This is a genomic window from Mesorhizobium sp. P2_E6, assembly GCF_056403835.1.
Window position 1 is genome coordinate 18172 of the sequence record NZ_JBFUEQ010000003.1, and the last position, 16865, is coordinate 35036.

General features: G+C 60.6%; 17 protein-coding genes and 1 tRNA gene. 7 read left to right on the top strand and 11 right to left on the bottom strand.

The window, feature by feature from the left end; all coding sequences use genetic code 11:
* The first annotated feature begins 386 nt into the window (after positions 1-386).
* From AC1D08_RS07995 to AC1D08_RS08005, 3 genes are all read left to right on the top strand, one after another.
* Positions 387-461, top strand: a tRNA-Gly gene (locus AC1D08_RS07995).
* Positions 462-666: 205 nt separating this feature from the next.
* On the top strand, positions 667-801 hold the full coding sequence (locus AC1D08_RS08000; RefSeq protein ID WP_280952820.1) for a ribbon-helix-helix protein, CopG family: 135 nt from the start codon (positions 667-669) through the stop codon (positions 799-801).
* Between the two features lie 63 nt (positions 802-864).
* Entirely contained in the window at positions 865-1158 is a 294-nt protein-coding gene (locus AC1D08_RS08005) for a hypothetical protein (RefSeq protein WP_477227444.1), read from the top strand.
* Between the two features lie 102 nt (positions 1159-1260).
* Here AC1D08_RS08005 and AC1D08_RS08010 read toward each other — a convergent pair whose 3' ends face one another.
* The 4 genes from AC1D08_RS08010 to AC1D08_RS08025 all read right to left on the bottom strand — a co-directional run bounded on the left by AC1D08_RS08010 (position 1261) and on the right by AC1D08_RS08025 (position 5231).
* The gene (locus tag AC1D08_RS08010) at positions 1261-2283 is read right to left on the bottom strand and encodes a zinc-binding alcohol dehydrogenase family protein (protein ID WP_457154372.1); all 1023 of its coding nucleotides are present in this window, start codon (positions 2281-2283) and stop codon (positions 1261-1263) included.
* 105 nt (positions 2284-2388) lie between these two features.
* Positions 2389-3303, bottom strand: a complete 915-nt coding sequence (locus tag AC1D08_RS08015; protein ID WP_457154369.1) for a sugar ABC transporter substrate-binding protein — start codon at positions 3301-3303, stop codon at positions 2389-2391.
* A 93-nt stretch (positions 3304-3396) separates the two neighbouring features.
* Entirely contained in the window at positions 3397-4182 is a 786-nt protein-coding gene (locus AC1D08_RS08020) for an ATP-binding cassette domain-containing protein (RefSeq protein ID WP_457154370.1), read from the bottom strand.
* On the bottom strand, positions 4179-5231 hold the full coding sequence (locus tag AC1D08_RS08025; protein ID WP_457154371.1) for an ABC transporter permease: 1053 nt from the start codon (positions 5229-5231) through the stop codon (positions 4179-4181). Before AC1D08_RS08025 ends, AC1D08_RS08020 begins: the two co-directional genes overlap by 4 nt.
* A gap of 165 nt (positions 5232-5396) precedes the next feature.
* Between AC1D08_RS08025 and AC1D08_RS08030 the strand changes: the two genes are divergently transcribed.
* Positions 5397-6338 carry a GntR family transcriptional regulator gene (locus AC1D08_RS08030; protein ID WP_477227548.1) on the top strand — a complete coding sequence of 314 codons (942 nt, stop codon included), beginning with the start codon at positions 5397-5399 and terminating at the stop codon, positions 6336-6338.
* Here the strand turns inward: AC1D08_RS08030 and AC1D08_RS08035 are convergent.
* The 5 genes from AC1D08_RS08035 to AC1D08_RS08055 all read right to left on the bottom strand — a co-directional run bounded on the left by AC1D08_RS08035 (position 6335) and on the right by AC1D08_RS08055 (position 11361).
* Entirely contained in the window at positions 6335-7390 is a 1056-nt protein-coding gene (locus AC1D08_RS08035; protein ID WP_457153695.1) for an ABC transporter ATP-binding protein, read from the bottom strand. The two genes, AC1D08_RS08030 and AC1D08_RS08035, sit on opposite strands and share 4 nt — an antisense overlap.
* Positions 7391-7416: 26 nt before the next feature.
* Positions 7417-8157 (bottom strand): RraA family protein, encoded by a 741-nt coding sequence (locus tag AC1D08_RS08040; RefSeq protein WP_457153699.1) that lies wholly within the window; start codon positions 8155-8157, stop codon positions 7417-7419.
* 122 nt (positions 8158-8279) lie between these two features.
* Positions 8280-9155 carry a carbohydrate ABC transporter permease gene (locus AC1D08_RS08045; protein WP_457153696.1) on the bottom strand — a complete coding sequence of 292 codons (876 nt, stop codon included), beginning with the start codon at positions 9153-9155 and terminating at the stop codon, positions 8280-8282.
* Positions 9155-10078 (bottom strand): carbohydrate ABC transporter permease, encoded by a 924-nt coding sequence (locus tag AC1D08_RS08050; protein ID WP_457153697.1) that lies wholly within the window; start codon positions 10076-10078, stop codon positions 9155-9157. The genes AC1D08_RS08045 and AC1D08_RS08050 overlap by 1 nt, the downstream gene beginning before the upstream one ends.
* Before the next feature lie 2 nt (positions 10079-10080).
* Positions 10081-11361, bottom strand: a complete 1281-nt coding sequence (locus AC1D08_RS08055; RefSeq protein WP_457153698.1) for an ABC transporter substrate-binding protein — start codon at positions 11359-11361, stop codon at positions 10081-10083.
* Positions 11362-11853: 492 nt separating this feature from the next.
* Here AC1D08_RS08055 and AC1D08_RS08060 point away from each other — a divergent pair, with 492 nt between their 5' ends.
* Complete coding sequence (locus AC1D08_RS08060) at positions 11854-12555, top strand: FadR/GntR family transcriptional regulator (protein ID WP_457155238.1); 702 nt, start codon at positions 11854-11856, stop codon at positions 12553-12555.
* 166 nt (positions 12556-12721) lie between these two features.
* Here the strand turns inward: AC1D08_RS08060 and AC1D08_RS08065 are convergent, their stop codons facing one another.
* Positions 12722-13708, bottom strand: coding sequence for an aldo/keto reductase (locus tag AC1D08_RS08065; protein WP_477227448.1), 987 nt, complete (start codon positions 13706-13708; stop codon positions 12722-12724).
* A 314-nt stretch (positions 13709-14022) separates the two neighbouring features.
* Between AC1D08_RS08065 and AC1D08_RS08070 the strand changes: the two genes are divergently transcribed.
* Entirely contained in the window at positions 14023-15180 is a 1158-nt protein-coding gene (locus AC1D08_RS08070) for a mandelate racemase/muconate lactonizing enzyme family protein (RefSeq protein ID WP_477227449.1), read from the top strand.
* 88 nt (positions 15181-15268) lie between these two features.
* A complete protein-coding gene (locus AC1D08_RS08075) occupies positions 15269-16165 on the top strand; it encodes an NAD-dependent epimerase/dehydratase family protein (protein WP_477227450.1) in 897 nt (298 codons plus the stop codon).
* Positions 16166-16228: 63 nt separating this feature from the next.
* On the opposite strand, the gene AC1D08_RS08080 is transcribed toward AC1D08_RS08075, so the two are convergent.
* Positions 16229-16822 carry a DJ-1/PfpI family protein gene (locus tag AC1D08_RS08080; protein ID WP_457154763.1) on the bottom strand — a complete coding sequence of 198 codons (594 nt, stop codon included), beginning with the start codon at positions 16820-16822 and terminating at the stop codon, positions 16229-16231.
* Positions 16823-16865: the final 43 nt, after the last annotated feature.

Here is a 16865-nt window from a genome sequence, read left to right on the forward strand (position 1 = left end):
CCTTAGATCGTCTTCTTGCCACACCTATGATGCTAAAATGAGGTTGTTCCTTGCTCTGGGGGTGGTTTCGGCCTTGGCTGGCTGCGCGCCCCAGGCTGATGACTCCAAAACCTATACGCTGTACCGAAGCTCCGCTGCCGCCGAAATGCGTATCCATGTGGCCACGTTCGATGCGACCGAGGCGGAGGCGTACAACAGAGAGAATTGTCAACTTGCGGCCAGTCTGTTTCGGGCGCAACCCGGTGTCGTTGTTCGATATTGGTGCGAGAAAGGGCGATACAGAGGGTAGCTCGGCCTCCCACCTCGACCTACTTCCAATGCATGTGCCGGCTATCCCAATCGCTAATTTGATCGAATGAGCCCGTTCTACTAGCGTGCCAAAATTGGCGCTCGTAGCTCAATCTAGGACAGAGCGGGACCTTCCCGGGCAGATGCAGGTTCGAGCCCTGCCGAGTGCACCACCACCCGCCGCTGATGGGGCAGCGGGCCGAGTGCCTTGCGAACAATGGTGTTCGACATCGGATCTTCGCCAATTCGATTTAGTGTCAGGCTCTAGTGCTTCCGTAAGAGCAAGAATTCTGATATCACGGTTTTATGGCAAAGCAGGAAACCGTGGCATCAAAGAAACGGCGGGGACCGGCCCCGACTGGAAAGGGCGTGCCAATCATGGTCCGCCTTCAACCGGACATGCTCGCGGGCGTCGATCAATTTGCTGCCGAGCATGATGTTTCGCGACCTGAGGCCGTCCGACTGATCATTCGTGACTGGTCGATCAGATACCAAGTACTGAAGGCCGAGTGAAACCCTGGACGACTTCCCGCGTGCCCTCGCAGCAGCCGGGGTCAAGTCAGATGGTGCGGGACGGTGCGCACGCAGATGGCCGCCGAATACTCGCGCTACGTGGCAGGGACCGGTGGCGACGAGCTTGCCGCCACCAAAGGCAATCTCGGTCACCAGATCACGCTGCGCGACCTCAGCGATAGCGTTACGGAGATATGCGCTCTGAGCTGGTGGACCGATATGGAAGCGGTAAAGGCCTATGCGGGCGAGCAACCCGAGCGGGCCCACTACTATCCCAAGGACGATCAGTACCTGATCAACAAGCCGGAATTCGTTGAGCATCACGTCGTCGTCTATGGCGACCTCCTGAGCCCCTAGGACCCTTACCAGGGTGTCCTGCCCAGTCAGGCTGGTCCTCTCTCCTCGCAGATATCTCACACGCTCGGGAGAGACTTTTTCTCACGACGGCGTTTGGCAAAATCAGCCAGATCCCGCCACATCGATGACAGCCTTGATCAGACCGGACTTCTGCTGTGCCCAGATCGCAATATCGCGTGGGCTGTCACGCAGGGTCGTACGATGCGTGACGAGTTCGTCGATTGGTATTTTTCCAGCGCGGATCGATGCCATGACGTGCAGAAAGTCGGCGCGCGTCGCGTTGCGACTGCCGATCAGCATCATTTCCCGCTTGTGGAACTCTGGGTCGGAGAAGGTTATGTCGTCCTGCACGACGCTGACCATCACCATGACGCCGCCATGGGCAACATAGGCGAAGGCAGACCGCATCGAACGGCTGTTTCCCGTTGCGTCGAAGACCACATCGAAACCTGTCCTGGCGGTTCGCTCTGCTATCGTCTCGACAATCGAACCCTTCGACCCGTCGATCACCAGAAAACCTTGCCTTACGGCAAAAGCCAGCCGCTCGGCATCGACATCCATGACGGTCACGCACTGCCGCGCTATGCGGGCAAAAAGCGCGGTACCGAGGCCGATTGGCCCTGCGCCGATAACCAAGGTGCGGCTGCCCGGCCCGGCCATGGACCTGCGAACCGCGTGCGCACCGATGGCCAGGAACTCGACCGTAGCCGCCTCGACCAATGACAGACCGGTCGCTGGAATGAGGTTCTGCGCCGGTACGAGAATCTGCTCGCTCATGGCACCGTCACGGTGCACGCCGAGCACCTCGATCGCGAGGCAGCAGTTCGGCTTGCCCTGGCGGCAGGCGGGACAATTGCCGCAGGCAAGATAGGGGTTGACGACGACATGTTGCCCGACCGCCATGTCCACGGGCCCGTTGATTGCCCCAATTGTTCCCGAAACCTCATGACCCATGACGCGTGGGTAGGCGAGGTACGGATGCTTGCCCTGGAAGATGTGGTAATCGGTTCCGCAGATGCCGACGTGGGCGACGTTGACCAGCACCCAGCCTTCCGGCGGAGCGCCTGGCGCTGCCTGTTCCTCGAACGCCAGCCTGCCGGGCTCGGCGCATCGGACGATCTTGATGGTGGCGTCCATAAGTGTAATTCCACCCCTTCGCTAACGGCATAATTCCTGGAGTGCGGAAACAGGAAGTGGTCCGGCGGTGCAATCCACCGGACCACTGGTGGATCACTCGAAGTCCTTGACGTTCTGCAGCGTCACGAGACCGGCGCCGGTGTCCACATTGGCCTCGACGGCTTCCCCGCGGATCGCCTTGACGACCGTGTCTATGCCAAGCTCACCCATTTTTGCTGGAAATTGCGCAACGCTGGCATCTTCCGCGCCCGACTTGATCGCTTCGATCTCACCGCAGCAGGCGTCGAAGCCGACCAGGATGATCTTGTCGTTGGCGATGCCCGCATTGCTGATCGATTTGACGGCGCCCGGGATTGGCGGGCCGCAGGCCGAGTAGATCGCCTTGAGATCGGGATTGGCGGTCAGGATGTCTTCGGTCACCGACGTGCCAAGTTCGAGCGTGCAATTGGTTGCACCCTTGCCGACGACATCGATCTTGACGTCGCCGAGGCCCTCCATCATGCCGGTCACCCGGTCGTCGAGTGCTGGCACTCCGGGAACACCTTGCAGGATGCCGACCTTGTCGCCGCTCTTGAGCACGGTCTTGAGGTACTCTCCGGCGATCTTGCCGCCGTTGAGATTGTTGGTCGAGACCAGCGCTGTCTGGCCTTTCCAGTCCGGGATGCTGTTGTCGACGAGAACCACCTTGATGCCGGCGGCGACCGCCTTGTCGAGCGCCGGCGCAACGGTCGGATCGACCGGAGTGATCGCCAGACCCTTGACGCCTTGCGTGATCATGGACTCGATCAGCGCGATCTGCCCTTCGATGTCGGTCGCCGCTTGGCCCTGGCCGGTGACCAGCTCGATCTCGGGATGGGCGGCGGCGTATTTCTTGGCTGCATCCTCCATGGTCGAGTAGAACGGCACCGGGAATTTCGTAATCAGGCCGATCTTGATCTTGTCGGCGGCCGAAGCCGGCATCGCAAACGCAACGGCGATCGCCAGCCCGGTGAACAGTTTTCGGTTCATTGGCATTCCATTCCTCCCTTGGATTGAGGCGTCTTCCGGCGGAAGTCGCTTCAGGCATTTGCGGACCGGAACAGTCCCCAAATTTCGAGCGAGTCAGGCCCCAACGATCATGGAGACCAGCTCCTGCTTGTTGTCCTTGGTCGGCACCAGTTCGCCGACCTTGCGGCCCTGGCGAAGCACCACGGCGCGGTCGGCAAGCTCAGTGACGTGTTCCATGTTGTGGGTGATCAGGATGACGGCGTTGCCCTGGTCACGCAGCGTCGCGACCAGGTTCAACACTTGCCGCGATTCACGCAGGCCAAGTGCGGCGGTCGGTTCGTCCAGGATCACAACCTTGCGGGCAAACACGGTCGACCGGGCCACGGCGATGGCTTGCCTTTGACCGCCCGACATCATGGCGACGACGGCGTCCAGCCTTGGCAACGTGACCTTCAGATTGGCGAGCAGAATGCGCGTTTCGGCATCCATCCTGCGCTGTTGGAGAAATCGCATGCCGCGAGGAAGCCATCGCGGCCCGGCCAACTCGCGGCCGGCAAAGAAGTTCTGTCCCGGCGTCAGATTGTCGAAAAGCGCCAGATCCTGATAGACGGTCTCGATGCCGGCGAAGCGCGCGTCCGCAGGGGAGCGCATCTGCGTTGGCGCACCGTCCAGAAGGATCGCGCCGGCATCGAGTTGGTGCACCCCGCTGATGCATTTGGTCAACGTCGACTTGCCAGCGCCGTTGTCGCCGAGAAGCCCGAGGATCTCGCCGCGTCGGACCTCGATGCTGACATCGTCCAGCGCCACGACTGAGCCGAAACGCTTGGTAGCGCCGCGCACCGCCAGGACGGGATGATCCGCGGAGGCTGAAGGATCGACGCTGGCCGCAACGGCGCTCATGACTGCCTCCCGGCCTGCATGACCCGCACGCGGCCTTCGAGATAGTTGCGCAGCACGTCGGCCTCGACCGCGATGACGATGACCACGCCGATGACGATGAGCTGGAAGAAGACGTTGACGTTGAGCAGGTTGAGCGCGTTGCGGATGACGCCGATCATGATGGCGCCAATCAAGGCATGGCCAAGATGTCCGCGGCCGCCGAGAAAACTGGCACCGCCTATGATCACCGCCGCGATCGTATCCAGTTCCAGCAGATTGCCGAACAAGGGCGAACCGGCATCGGTGCGGCCGGCAAGGATGACCGCACCGATGCCGGCGCACAGACCCGAGATCACATAGACCGAAACCAGGACCCAGGACACCGGAATGCCCATGCGCACGGCAGCGTCGGGCCGGCCGCCGACGGCATAAATCCAGCGCCCCCAGACCATCGTTTTGGCCATGACGAAAAGCACCGCGGCAACGCCCGCAACCACAAAAACCGATCCAGGCAGGCCCCAGACCGCCTCGCGGCCAAGCGCATCGATGGCATCCGGCATTCCAGGGATGGCGCGCCCTTCGGCCAGCTGGAGCGCCAGCCCCTTGGCGATGCTTAATGTCGCCAGCGTGATGATGAAAGGATGCGGCAACCGGCCGAAGACGTAGAAGAGCCCGTTGATGGTGCCGACCGCCGCCCCGCAGCCAACCATCACCGCGATCACGACGAAGGCGGGAGCGCCGGCATGAAAGCTGAGCGCGCCGACGACGGAAGCCAGTGCCAGGTTCGAGCCGACGGAGAGGTCGATCCCTCGTGTCAGAATGACCAGATGCTGGCCCATCGCCACCACCGAGATGACGGCGGTCTGGGCGAGGATGTTGCTAAGGTTGCGTCCAGTCAGGAAATAGGGGGACAGAAAACTGAGAACGACGATCAGCAACACCAGGATGACGACCGGACCGGCGCTCAGCAGGGCCAGGCCAAGCGCGAGGCCGGGGACGGCTTCTTGCTTCTTGGGTGCTGGCAATGCCGCGTCGCCGACAGTGGTGCCGGTGTTTCGCGTTTCAGGCAAAGTTCCCTCCCCGCCGCGGCCTGTGCAAGCCGCGCCGTCAAAAACTCATGCTGTATTTTAGTTCCCTCTTATCGATAAAAAACAACCTGCATGACTTGGTCAAGTTGTTTTTTATGGATAAAGTTCATGGTAGAAAGGACAAGGTCTTGCTCAGAGGAAGATCCGATGCGAACCGACACTGTCTACAAGAAGGCTTTCAATCGCGTCGCCAGTATGCTGCGCGACGGACAACTGACCGGAGAGCTCCCTTCCGAAAATGAGCTTCGACGGAAAATGGGAGTCAGCCGCACGACTGTCCGAAAGGTCTTGGGAGAACTTGCCCACCGCGACCTCATCGCCGAGCGCAGCGGTGTCAGGACGGCAGGCCGTGCGGTCGAGGATAGCGATTACTATCCCGACGCCGAAACCACCTCGCGGGCCAAGCATGTGGAACAGCAGTTCATGGAATGGATGCTGCGGGGTGACACCAGACCTGGTACCAGCATCAACGAACTGGAGCTTGCGCGTCAGTTCGGCGTGGCGACCAACGGAATTCGTGAGTTCCTGATACGCTTCAGCCGGTTTGGACTGCTCGAGAAGAGGCCGAATACGGGCTGGCTTTTCAAGGGCTTTACGGAAGATTTCGCACTTGAGCTGTTCGAGATCCGGGTGATGTTCGAGCTACGCTCGGCGCATCTGTTTTCACGACAGCCCGACACGTCTCCGCTGTGGGAGAAGCTGGGCGTGCTCAAAAGCTCGCATACCGAACTGCTGAAGCAGATTGAAAGCCGCTTTCACGACTTCTCCAGTCTCGACAACCGGTTCCACCGGCTCATAAACGAGGCTTCGCCGAACCGCTTCATCGACGATTTCTACGATATCATCAGCTTCATTTTCCACTACCACTATCAGTGGAACAAGCATGACGAAAAACAGCGTAACCAGGCGGCGATCCTGGAGCATCTCGCCTATATCGATGCGCTCGAAAGCCGCGATTCCGAGCGGATTGAGCGGGTCTGCCGAGCCCATCTGGCTTCGGCAAGGGAAACATTGATGCGTTCGCTGATTGTATTCGATGGGATGGACACCAACGCCTGGCAAGACGTTCCGATCGCACAAGCGCTCTAGTTTATCCTGGTGCCGCTCTGGGCGTCGAACAGGTGCACCTTATGCACCATTATCTCCAACTTCACCTCTTGATCAGGTTTGAACAGTGGCTGTTCCCGGATTTCGGCAATAAGATCGACGCCATTCGCATTTAAGGTAAGTTCCTGGGCCTCGCCGGTCGGTTCCACCACCTGAACCGTTGCCTTTGCGTGGGTGCCGCCGACCGTGATGTGCTGTGGGCGAATCCCGTATACCACCCCTTCCCTGTCACTGATCCGAGCGCCATCGGCCAAGGGCAAGCGCAGGCCCTGCTCGGCGGCGAATGCGCCATTGTCAATTCGGCCCTTGATCAGGTTCATTTCCGGTGAGCCGATAAAGCTCGCAACGAAAAGGTTGGCAGGGTTCTCGTAGAGCTCGGAAGGGGTACCGATCTGCTCAACCTGGCCTCGGTTCAGCACCACTATCCGGTCGGCAAGCGTCATCGCCTCGGTCTGGTCGTGCGTGACGTAGATGCTGGTGCGCCCGAGCCGTTGGTGCAGCTTCTTGATCTCGGCACGCATCTTGACGCGCAACTTTGCATCGAGATTGCTGAGCGGCTCGTCAAACAGGAAGGCTGCCGGGTCGCGCACGATCGCGCGGCCCATGGCGACACGCTGGCGCTGGCCGCCAGACAGCTGGCGCGGCATACGACGCAGCAGATCCTGCAAGCCGAGGATTTCGGCGGCTGCCTTCACCCTCGAGACGATCTCTTCCCTTGGGACCTTGGCCAGTCGAAGGGCGAAGCTCATATTGTCGGCCACGCTCATATGCGGATAGAGCGCGTAGCTCTGGAAGACCATCGCGATGTCGCGCGACTTGGCGGGCATCTCGTCGACGACGCGCCCGCCTATGCGGATCTCGCCCGTCGTCTGTTCTTCCAGGCCGGCGATCATCCGCAGCAGAGTTGACTTGCCGCAGCCCGAGGGACCGACAAGGACCACGAACTCGCCGCTGGCGATTTCAATGTTCACGTCGCGAAGAACTTCCACGGCGCCGAAGCTCTTGCCGAGCTGCTCTATCTGGATTGCGGACATCTATTTTCCTCCCGTGCAGGCCCTGCTCATTTTCGCTGAGCGTGCCGCCATGCGCGGTATTCGGTCTCGCCCTCCGGGCTCAACGGGTAGTATTTCCGCAAATCCCCTCCTTCGGCCAAGCGCGCGCGGGTAAATTCTTCCCACTCGATATGCTCGCCGGCAAGCGCGACCAGCTTGGGCGCAAGTGCGATCGGCACGACGACCACGCCGTCGTCGTCAGCCACTATGATGTCGCCGGGTATGACGAGCACATTCGAGCAGGCGATGGGGACGTTGACGGCGAAGGGGACAATGTTGGTCTGGGCGTGGAAATTCGGCGTCGCCCCCCTCACCCAGATACCGATATCCAGGGCCGCGGCCTGGGCAGAATCGCGGATGCAGCCGTCGACGACCACCCCGGCCCCGCCGCGACCTGCGAAATAGGTGAGCATCATCTCGCCGAAGATGCCGCTGCCCAGATCGCCGCGCGCATCGACGACAACCATGTCGCCCGGCTGCGTGGGGTAGAGAACGTGACGGTGGAGCTGTCGCTCCGGGTCCTCATACTCTGTTTCGTTATAGAGATCTTCGCGCTTCGGCATGCATTGGAGCGTGAGAGCCGGGCCTGCCGCCGTGCGGCCGGGCCTCAACGGCCGCGGGCCCCGGATGTGCGGATCACGAATTCCCATCTTATGATAGAGCTCACTGGCCAGTGTCGCCGAACCGATCGCTGCAAGCGCATCGACCAATTGCCTCGGTGGCCGGGAAATGTCTGATATCGCCGGTATTTGGTCCGCTTCCACTCGTCGTCCTCCCTTAGCGCAGCACCACTTTTATCCACCGCGCCGGTCTCACTCGCCTAACCAACTGTCATCGAAAGCATCGAGCGCATTGCTCCCTTGCCCGCCGCTCAGCCACGGACCGCACCGGTGGTCAGGCCTTTGACCAACAGCCCTTGGGCAAACCAGACAAACACCAAAGTCGGGATGACCATGAGAACGCCGGCAGCTGACATGGCGCCCCAGTTGATGCCGAACTGCGAAACGAAATTGGTGAGCCCGACCGGCAGGGTCTGCGCGGACTTGCTCGACGTCAGGGTCAGTGCGAGCAGTAAATCGTTCCAGGTGAAAAGGAAGGTGATCACCGCACTGGCCCCGATGCCAGGCGCGATCAGCGGCGTGACAATCTGGACCAGCGTGCGCATCGTGCCGGCGCCGTCTGACTGGGCAGCTTCCTCGATCTCTCTCGGGACATCCTGGATGAAGCCCAGCAGAAGCCAGATGGCGACAGGCAGTTTGGCAGCCGTATGGGCGAGGATCAGCGCCCAGACCGAATCCAGGAGGCCGATTGCCGCGAACACGGCGAAGAGCGGGATGGCGAGCGCGATGACCGGGATCATCCGCATGATCAAGAGCAGGCCGAAGATCAGCATGACGCCCGGCATCCTGAAGCTCGACAGGGCATAGGCGCAGGGGATGGCCAGCAAATGGACCAAAATGACGGTCACGAACGATACGATGACCGTGTTCCAGACATAATCCATGGTGTCATATTCGCGGAAAACCGACACGTATTGCGTCAACGTCGCGGTCACGGGAATGATGTGGACCGGCACGGAGAAGATGTCGGCCGAGCTGCGGATCGACGTCAGGAACAGCCACACCAACGGAAAAATGGTAAAGGCGATGGTCAGGATGAGAGCGAGGTAGCGTCCGGCAACGCCGGCTGTGAACCGGCGGCGGCGGCGTGTTGGCTTGCGATGCGTGCTCACGGCCGCAGTGTCCATCAGATGGCCCTCCGCTTTGCGATCAGCCACGGCACTCCGTAGAGCAGGCCGAGCACGACCAGGGACATCCCCAGAGCAATGTAGGAAACCGCCGCCGCGTGCCCGAAATCCACGGCCTGGAATGCCAGCAGGTAGGCGTAGACGGTAAGCAGGTTGGAAGCGCCCCCCGGCCCGCCCTGCGTCATCAGCCAGACGACGTCGAAGGTTCGGAACGTGTCTATGATACGCAGCATCAACGCGATCATGATGACCGGACGCATCAACGGCAGAACAATGTGCCAGAAGCGCTGCCACGGCCCGGCGCCGTCCACCGTCGCGGCTTCGAGCGGCTCCTGGGGCAAGGATTGCAGGCCGGCCAGGAACAGCAGCACCATCAGCGGCGTGTTCTGCCAGACATCAGCGATAATGACCGAGACCAGGGCCCAGGTCGGGTCACTGAGCCAGGGAATGCTGGGCAGGTTGAACATGCGCAGCAATGCATCAACAAGACCGTATTGCGTATTGAAAAGCCACCGAAAATTGAGGCCGACGACGGCGGGAGCGATCATCGGTGGCACCAACAGCAATGTGCGGGCGAGCCGCATGCCCCGCAATTCTCCGTTGACCAGCACCGCGATCGCCATTCCAGCCACCACCTCGACCGTAATCGAGACGACGCTGAAGATGATCTGGTTTCGAAGGGCCTGGTTGAACTGCCGGCCAAACAGCTCGTCCGTGTAGTTTCCTGTCCCGATGAACGGCGCGGAGCCGCTCAGATCCCACCGGAAGAAACTCATGAGAAACGAGTACCCCAGGGGATAGACGAAGATGGCGAGCATAACGACGAAAGCCGGGCCGGCCAGAAGGTACCCCTTCTGCCAGGTGTAGGGCAGCGGCGAACGCCGCCGACGCCCCGACACCCGGCCCTGCGGGATGGACGACATCCTCAGTCGTAGGCTCCGGCCCGACGCATAGCGTCTTCCGCTTCCACGGCCGCCTGATTGAGCGAATCGCTTGGCGAAACCTGGTCGGTGAGCGCCTGTTCGATGGCCGAGAACATCAAGGTGCAGACTTTTGAGAAGCCAGGCAGCTTGGGCCATTCCTTGCCGTTCGCGATCGTCGTCTCTAGCTGCTGCAGCCATGCGGCCTGCGGGCCTTTCGCCGCCGCGATCACCTCCTTGGCGATCGCCTGACTGCTGGGGAAGTTGGTGAACTCGTCGAACTGCAGGCGCTGCGCCTCAGGGCCGACCGTATACTTGATGAACTCGACCGCGGGATCCTTGCGCCCCGACTGGCCGTTGAGGGCCATGGCGTGCGAGATGGCGCAGGAAATTGCCGCTTTGTCCCGTACATAGGGCGCGCTCGACCACTTGCCGACAACGCGGGAGGTGTCCGGATTGGAGAGAGTGGCGAAAGCGCCCGGCCAGTCAAAATTGGCGTAGACCGTTCCAGACGAGAATTCAGTCGAATTTTCGTTCCACTGATAGCCGACGGCATCCGGGGGGACGATTTTGTGTTTCTGGACGAGGTCACGGTAGAATGTGAGGGCCTTGATCCCGGCTTCGGAATTGAAGGCAGGTTTGTTGGCCTGATCGACCCAATCCCCGCCGGCCTGCCACAGCAGATCGCTGAAGGTACGCTGGGCCGGATCGCCCTGCCCCGGGACAACCAACCCGTAATGGCCATTGCCGGTGAGTTTCAGGCCGACGTCGACGAGTTCTTCCCAGGTCTCGGCCGGCTTCAGGCCTTTCTCCTGGTAGATGTCGCTGCGGTAATATTGAACGCGCGCATCCATGTTGCGCGGAATAGCCGCCAGATTGCCGTTTTTGGGATCGCGCAGATATTTGACCGCGACGGGATAGAAATCCGCCAATTCGGACTCGCTGAAATAGCTGTTCAGCGGCGCAAAATGGCTGAAGTAGGAGTCAATCTGCGCCGTGTGGGTGCTGTAGACGTCATATTGGCTCGATCGCGCGGCGCTCAACGTGACGACCTTCGATGTCAGCGGCGTGAATTCCAGCAGATCATAGCGGACCTTGACGCCGGTCTTCGCCGTGAAATCCTGGACAATCTTCTCCCAATATTTGGGATAGAGCGGGCCGCCCGTGATCAGCAGCGCCGTAATCTCGTTGGCCTGCGCCCTGGCGATCCATGGCGCGGCGAGCGATCCTGCCGCCACCGTGGCGCCAGCCACCAGGAATTTGCGTCTCGATAAGTTTCCGGACATCACAATTTCCTCCTTGATCATGATTGGTCGGCCCTTTGGGTCGAGCGACGACGTTCAGCATTCCCGTCAAAGTCCGCGGCGGCTTGCTCCTCCCGCCAGGAGACTGTCTGGATCACTCCCGTGCAGACACCACCTTTGCCCTGCAGTGGGCCTATGGCCCTCGCCGGCTTCTGGCGGAGATTCTGTCATTCTCTTGTCGGTCTTCCGGTGTTCCGTTTGTTCCGGCGCGCTTTGCTACGCGCATACATTTCTCCTCACGGAAACCAGGCGACCCTTGCGAGCCCGCTGGACGATTGAGCAACGATGACCGCCGCGTTCAGCGACAGTATATCGATCCTCATCTCGGGTGGCGAACGCCGGGGTTGGAAATCTCCAACGTCCAATCCTCCCTTCCCGCGGCACGAGTTATAGGCTAGTGAGCATTTTTATGAGATAGTTGACTGCATATCTAGCCATCTGCCTATAAGCTTATCAGACAAGTGGATGTTAATGATGGATGCCATGGAGGTCAAGCTTCAAACTTTGCCCAAGCAGGTGGCAGGCGTGCTCGCGCGTCGCATCGCCACCGACGGTGTTTCCGGGGGCCAAGGACCGTCGGAGCAACAGATCCTGCAAGAATTCGGGGTATCGCGCGCCGTGGCGCGCGAAGCGTTGAAGATTCTGGCTTCCCTCGACATGATCGAGATCGCACAGGGACGGCGCGTGGTGCTGCGTCCGGCCGAGGAATGGGACTATCTCAGTCCATTGCTCATCGACTGGCTGCCGCCCGAGCAGATCCGGCAACTGCTGGCGGAAGCACACGCGACGCGAATTATCATCGAACCTGCCATTGCCGCCATCGCTGCCAAGCATATGACGAAGGAAAACCTTGAGCGTCTTGGCATACTGCTGGCAGCCATGTCCGCGACCGAGGACAATCCGGATGCCTATCTGAAGCTAGACCTCGACTTCCACATGGAGATTTGCCGGTCTACCCAAAACAGGATCCTCGACCGCTTCATGTACTCGTCGCGATGGTGGCAGGCGGCGAGCCGGCGCGTCAGCAATCTGATGCCTCATGCCCTGTCCTTCGCGACGGAAGATCACAGGGCAATCTATGAGGCACTCGTTGCGCGCGACGCAAAACGTGCGGAAGAAGCAATGCGCCGGCACCTGAAGGCAACCACCGCCGTCGGGTTACCGTATAAGGATTAGCCGTTTGACCATCCCTGGTGCGGCGCGGCCAGCAAACGCACTGGCCGCGCCGTGGCGTGTTGGGAGGACACGGCCGGATTCAATGCATGTCGCCCAGAACTGGGCCCGGTCTTGGGGCAACGACATGCAAAAGCGCATCGCCTGAATTCTTTCAACGCGGCGCGCTTTAAGCCCTTTTCGCTTCCCGCTCCTGGCGCTGCCGGGCGCGAAAACCAAACATATCGCCCTTGTCCTTGATTTCCGCCCAGATAGGCGTGGTATGCTTGTCGATGGCGGCGACGTCCGCGTCGGAAATCGTCCAGCCTACGCTCTCGATGTTTTCCTCAAGTTCCCTGACAGTACGTGCGCCGACCAGCGGCGAACTCACGCCTGGCCTGCTGGTAAGCCACTGGATCGCAAGCTGTGGCACCGTCTTGCCGTAGTTGGCCGCAATCGGCTTGAGGGCGTCGACAGCGGCGACGGCTCGCTCGTAGGTGCCCGGCTGGAACAGCACGGTGGTGCGCCGCTCGTCTCCCTCGACGAACTTGGTATCCGGCGAGAGCAGGCCGGTAAGCAGCCCCTGGGCAAGACCACTGTAGGGCATGACGCCGATATTGTGCTTGCGGCAATAGGGCAGAGTTTCCGCCTCAACCTCGCGCCACAGCATGTTGTAGGGAGGCTGGAGCACGTCGATGACGCCATACTGGCGTGCGCTGTTCATTTCAGCAGTGCTGAAATTGGAAACGCCGACCGCCTTGATCCGCCCGGATGACCGCAGCTGTTCCATCATTTCCATGGTCGGGCCAATCGGGAAGTCCGCGTTCGGCCAGTGGACGAAATAGATGTCCACATAGTCCGTCTGCATCCGTCTCAGCGAGCCGTCGAGCGCCGCCTCGAGCGCCGCGGGTTCGAGATGGTTCGGGGCAACCTTGGTCGCGATCACCGCTTTTTCCCGGTTGCCGGCGAGCGCCTTGCCGACAACCTGCTCGGCATGGCCATGCCCATAGGCTTCGGCCGTGTCGATCAAGGTAATGCCGAGTTCCATGGCGCGTTGAATCACCCGTATCGATTCCTTGTCATTGGCCGCGCCCCAGAACGCGCCCGACATACCCCAGGTACCCAGGCCAATCTTGGATACCTTGACCGACGACGATCCTAACTGTCGCTGTTGCATTTGCTCCTCCTGATCGGCGGCATGCCCGTCTTGGCACGTCGCCCAGTTTGCCTCGACATTTATAGACTTATATGCTCGTCTGACAAGTAAATCGTGACCTGCCGCTTATTTTTGATCGGAGATAGAAATTTCCACCATCCGGGCCGTTAAACCGTCCTGCGCCGGCGCAACAGCCAAAAACACATTCGGCAAAACGGTCGGAAAAAGGGGTTTACGTTTCATCTTCTCTTCTTATATGCTCATCGGACAAGTTGAGGCCTTACCCGCAAGGTGAGTGCACAGGTATGGGTGAGTCACCCTCGGGAGGAGCTTCGATGAAGATCGTGGACATCAAGACGGCGGTCGTCGCCTATCACGGCAAGGCGACCCTGATCCGTATCGATACCGACGCCGGTATCTCCGGCTATGGCGAGGCAAATCCCGACGCGGGCGCGGCCGCGATCGTCGGACTTATTTCGGAATTGAAGTCGGAACTCATTGGCCAGGATCCCCGCAACGTCGAATATTGCTGGGACAAGATCCGTCGCGACCATGTCTTTTCCGGTGCGCAGGCCGGCGTCTTTCTCATCGCGCTGACCGGGCTTGAAATGGCGCTGTGGGACGTGGCGGCGAAGGCGGCGGGGCAGCCGCTCTATCGCATGTTCGGCGGCAAGTTCCGCGACCGGATAAGGCTTTATGCCGATTGCGGCCACGGTGATGACGAAGCGGGATCGCCGCAGGGGTGCGCAACGCGCGCCCGCCGCATAGTGGCCGAGGGCTTCACGGCGGTGAAATTCGACATCGACAACGTGCGCCATCCGGCAAAGTTCGATGCGGTGAACCACACCATCAACGGCGCCGAGCTCCGCTCAATGGTGGAGCGCGTTGCGGCGGTGCGCGACGCGATCGGTCCTGACGTCGATCTCTGCATCGACCTGCACGCGCGCTACGACGTACTCAGCGCCAGCCGCATAGCGTCGGAGATGGAGCGGTTCAACCTTTTGTGGCTGGAAGAGCCAATTCCGGCTGAGAACGTCGAGGCCCTGAAACAGGTCCGCATGCGAACCAAGACGCCAATCTGCGTCGGCGAAAATCTCTACCTGCGCTGGGGTTTCCGCGAGCTGTTCCAGAATTATGGCGCCGACATCATCATGCCCGACGTGCCGAAATGCGGCGGCCTTGCCGAAAGCCGCAAGATCGCGAACCTCGCTGAAATGTATTATGTGCCATTCGCACCGCATCTTGTGTCGACACCGCTTGGCACGATGGCGACATGCCATGTGTGCGCGAGCGTGCCGAACTTCCTCGTGCTGGAGTGGCATGCCCTCGAGGAGCGGGAAGCGTGGGATAGCTATGTGCGCCTGCCGGATGGCGCCAGGTCGATCGTCGAGGATGGCCACATCGTCATACCCGACACGCCCGGCATCGGTGTCGAGCTCAACATGGACGGCGTGCACAAATACGCCGTGCCTGGTTATGGCATCTTTGAATAGGCGCTGACCGGATAATGTGTGACCGGGCGGAAATGCCTTCTGGCCGAGTTTCTGCCGCTCGACGCATAAGGTCCGTTGGGAGGAAACCATGGGCAAGCGGATCGTTTTCACCGGTGGCAGCGGCAAGATCGGCCGCCACGTCATACCCTATCTGCTCGAACGTGGGCATCAGGTTCTGAACCTCGACCTCACACCTCTCGATGTGCCTGGGGTGGAGACTGTGATCACCAACCTTGCGGATGCCGGCGAGACCTATAATGCGCTGACGCTGCATTTCGGCTTCAAGGAATATTTCGGCGGAAAGGGCCGCGGCCCGGTCGACGCCGTGGTCCATTTCGCAGCGATCCCGCGGATATTCCTGCGGCCGGACAACGCCATGTTCGCCGCCAATGTGCAGTCGACCTACAATGTGATCGAGGCCGCCACCAAACTCGGCATCCGCAAGATCGTCACAGCTTCCAGCGAAACGGTCTATGGCGTGTGCTTTGCCGAAGGCGAACGCGACTTCACATCGTTTCCGGTGGAAGAGGACTACGACACCGATCCGACCGACAGCTATGGCCTTTCAAAAGTCCTCGGCGAGAAGATCGCGCGCTCCTTCGCTACCCGCACAGGGAGCGATATCTACGCTCTGAGGATCGGCGGCGTTGTCGAACCGCAGGACTACGCCCGGTTTCCGGAGTTCCTGGCCGAACCCTCAAAGCGGCGGCGCGACGGCTGGACCTATATGGACGCGCGCGACCTGGGCCAGATCGTGCATTTGTGCATCGAGAAGGACGGTTTGGGGTTCCAGGTATTCAACGCCGTCAACGACAACATCGTCTCGGACACACCAACGGCAGAGTTTCTCAAGAAGCACGCGCCCGACACGCCGATTACTCGCTCCATGGGCGTGTTCGAGGGGCCAATCTCAAATCGAAAGCTGCGCGAGGTCCTGGGGTTCAGACAGGAACATGATTGGCGAACGCGCCCGGCGGGTTCATGACGGCCCACGACGTGGCCCATCGAGGGAACCGACGCATCCCCTGAGGAATGCGTCGGGCCAAGCTCACGTGTGGCGTATTTCCGTTCCCAGCACCTTCAGGCATTCGCGGATGAAGGCTGCAAGCGCCGTCCAACCTTTGGCCGAAACCATCGTCCCATCCACATAGGCATCGGTCGGAGAGAGATCGATGTAGGTGCCGCCAGCAAGCGTCACCTCCGGCTCGCAAGCCCCTAGCGCGCCGACCTTCTTGCCGCGGACGACGCCGTCCACGGCAACCAGGATCTGGACGCCGTGGCAGATCGTAAATATCGGCTTCTTCGCCTCGTGGAAGTGGCGGACCATCGCCTGCACGCGCTTGTCGGTGCGGATGTATTCCGGTCCGCGCCCGCCGGCGCAGTAGACCGCATGATACTGATCAAGCTGCTTCTCGGCCTCGGAAAAAGTCTTGTTGATCAGTGCATTGTGACCGGGTTTTTCCGTGTAGGTCTGGTCGCCTTCGAAGTCGTGCAGCGACGTTTTGATCAAGTCGCCGGCGTTTTTGTCGGGGCAGACGACATGGACAGTGTGGCCGACGGCCTCCATCGCCTGCTGGTAGACGAAGATTTCATATTCCTCGGTGAACTCACCTGTCAGCATCAGGATTTTTTTGCCTGGCATGGCTCTTTCCTCTCGGTGTTTGTGATGGGCAAGGCGCACCCCG

What these genes read in the sequence shown, in the direction of transcription:
- AC1D08_RS08035 (WP_457153695.1), bottom strand. Translation starts at nt 7,390, where the DNA reads ATGTCCGCAATCCAGATAGAGCAGCTCGGCAAGAGCTTCGGCGCCGTG.
- AC1D08_RS08080 (WP_457154763.1), bottom strand. Translation starts at nt 16,822, where the DNA reads ATGCCAGGCAAAAAAATCCTGATGCTGACAGGTGAGTTCACCGAGGAA.
- AC1D08_RS08065 (WP_477227448.1), bottom strand. Translation starts at nt 13,708, where the DNA reads ATGCAACAGCGACAGTTAGGATCGTCGTCGGTCAAGGTATCCAAGATT.
- AC1D08_RS08070 (WP_477227449.1), top strand. Translation starts at nt 14,023, where the DNA reads ATGAAGATCGTGGACATCAAGACGGCGGTCGTCGCCTATCACGGCAAG.
- AC1D08_RS08075 (WP_477227450.1), top strand. Translation starts at nt 15,269, where the DNA reads ATGGGCAAGCGGATCGTTTTCACCGGTGGCAGCGGCAAGATCGGCCGC.
- AC1D08_RS08050 (WP_457153697.1), bottom strand. Translation starts at nt 10,078, where the DNA reads ATGTCGTCCATCCCGCAGGGCCGGGTGTCGGGGCGTCGGCGGCGTTCG.
- AC1D08_RS08020 (WP_457154370.1), bottom strand. Translation starts at nt 4,182, where the DNA reads ATGAGCGCCGTTGCGGCCAGCGTCGATCCTTCAGCCTCCGCGGATCAT.
- AC1D08_RS08060 (WP_457155238.1), top strand. Translation starts at nt 11,854, where the DNA reads ATGGATGCCATGGAGGTCAAGCTTCAAACTTTGCCCAAGCAGGTGGCA.
- AC1D08_RS08055 (WP_457153698.1), bottom strand. Translation starts at nt 11,361, where the DNA reads ATGTCCGGAAACTTATCGAGACGCAAATTCCTGGTGGCTGGCGCCACG.
- AC1D08_RS08015 (WP_457154369.1), bottom strand. Translation starts at nt 3,303, where the DNA reads ATGAACCGAAAACTGTTCACCGGGCTGGCGATCGCCGTTGCGTTTGCG.
- AC1D08_RS08045 (WP_457153696.1), bottom strand. Translation starts at nt 9,155, where the DNA reads ATGGACACTGCGGCCGTGAGCACGCATCGCAAGCCAACACGCCGCCGC.
- AC1D08_RS08000 (WP_280952820.1), top strand. Translation starts at nt 667, where the DNA reads ATGGTCCGCCTTCAACCGGACATGCTCGCGGGCGTCGATCAATTTGCT.
- AC1D08_RS08030 (WP_477227548.1), top strand. Translation starts at nt 5,397, where the DNA reads ATGCGAACCGACACTGTCTACAAGAAGGCTTTCAATCGCGTCGCCAGT.